The 1,712-nt window shown below is 58.8% G+C and carries 2 protein-coding genes and 1 pseudogene; all 3 read left to right on the top strand.

The window, feature by feature from the left end; all coding sequences use genetic code 11:
• Positions 1-209: 209 nt before the first annotated feature.
• Positions 210-743, top strand: coding sequence for an antitoxin Xre/MbcA/ParS toxin-binding domain-containing protein (locus J8I87_RS43855; protein WP_209938878.1), 534 nt, complete (start codon positions 210-212; stop codon positions 741-743).
• Positions 740-1,237 carry an RES family NAD+ phosphorylase gene (locus tag J8I87_RS43860; protein WP_209938879.1) on the top strand — a complete coding sequence of 166 codons (498 nt, stop codon included), beginning with the start codon at positions 740-742 and terminating at the stop codon, positions 1,235-1,237. The genes J8I87_RS43855 and J8I87_RS43860 overlap by 4 nt, the downstream gene beginning before the upstream one ends.
• 239 nt (positions 1,238-1,476) lie before the next feature.
• Positions 1,477-1,712: pseudogene (locus J8I87_RS43865) on the top strand (hypothetical protein); the annotation flags it as partial.

The raw sequence follows: 1,712 nt of genomic DNA on the forward strand, positions 1-1,712 counted from the left end.
ACTACCCGGAACACGACATTTCTATTTAGCGGAAACCCGACATTTCTATTTGGGACCTACACAAGAAATGTTGATAATTTGCGTTATGTAAAGTTCAAAAGGGCCGCGAACGGGATGTGACCGATCCGGTCGGCGAGGCCACGACGGATTGCACGCCATCCGCCAAGTGGCGTAAAATGTTGCGACATGTGGCGAACCGGAGCATGAACATGGAACCGTCAATTCGACAATCAGGCAATGGCACGCCTTTTCGCAGCTTGCTGCAAGCCTTGCAGACCCGGATCACGTCGAGTGTCGCGACTTACTATCGGGAAACTGCGAGCCCTGAAAAGCGTATTGCCGAGGGCATTTCGAAGGTCACAGACATGACGCCGCTTCAGGCCCATGACATCGTGACGCGCGGCCTGCCGATTGTCCTTGCGCGAGAAATTATGGATGCGTACGAGGTCATTGCGCGCGACGCCCTGCTTCTAGCGATCGGCGTTAGCGAACGCACTCTCCAGCGCGGCAAGGACAAAGACCGCCTGCTCGACAGCAACGCAACCGACCGGCTCATCCGACTCGCGTCGATCACCGAACAGGCAATCGAGGTTCTGGGATCGAAGGACGCAGCGGAGCACTGGCTTTCCACGCCCGCCATTGGGCTCGACCAGCGCCGTCCGATCGATCTGTTGCAAAGCTCGGAAGGCGCGGAGCTCGTGAAAACGCTGCTCACTCGCATGGATTACGGGGTGTATTCTTGACGCCATTGCCGGCCGGTTTGGGCACGAACGGGCTGCTCGTATGGCGACTTGAGCGGGAGAAGCATTTTCCAACATGGACAACGGCCGAGGGTGCCTTCCTTGTGGGCGGGCGATGGTCTTCACCTGGACAGCGGATAATCTATGCCTCGCTTGACCCGGCGACCACCATTCTGGAGGTCGCCGTCCACAAGGGTTTCAACGTGCTGGACACTGTCCCTCACCGGTTGTTGGCGATCGACATCGCAGCCGCACACGTCGAAGTCATACAGCCATCAGACGTACCCAACCCGCACTGGCTGAATCCGGGAGCTGTCAGCCCAAACCAGCAGAAGTTCGGCGATGCCCTGCTGGCTTCGCATCCTCTGGTGATCGTACCGAGCGTAGTCAGCAAGCATTCGTGGAACCTGCTGATCAACACCGCAACGGCGGCCGGACTTTTTGCGCTCAAGAGCGACGAGCGGTTTGCGCTCGATACTCGGCTGACGTCCATCTGATAAGGAGAGCCCCGCAACGTTGGCGGGATAACCTATTCGGCCAGCACCTGCGTAGTGCCAGCGCCCGTGATCAAAAGTCAAGACTTCTAAGCCCATCATCGTCCCCGCCCAGCACCGCAATCTGCTTCCACGCCCTTCCCCGTTTTCCGTCGTATTGTCAGTCCCGGCACGCAGCCAAGACCGGATCATCTTGCGCAACCTCGTTCGCAACGGCCATCGCGCGATAGTTGGCGTGTGGATTGCGCCGCAAATTGCTGGTGGGCGCTGCCGGAGCAGGCTCACTCGCGGCGCTCAGACCTCTGCCAATTTTGGCTGCCGAAGTGGGCAGCTCGGTTGCGTTGGGATTCGCCGAGATTCCCGCTGGTGCGCTTGCCGAACAGCATCTGTACGCGTTGCCAGGCAAGGTGCCGCTGATCAAGAAGACTTATCGGCCGCCCAACTTCGAGACGCCGATCGAGTATTTCCGCACACCGAT

The sequence above is a fragment of the Paraburkholderia sp. LEh10 genome, from assembly GCF_017814945.1.
Lineage (GTDB): Bacteria > Pseudomonadota > Gammaproteobacteria > Burkholderiales > Burkholderiaceae > Paraburkholderia.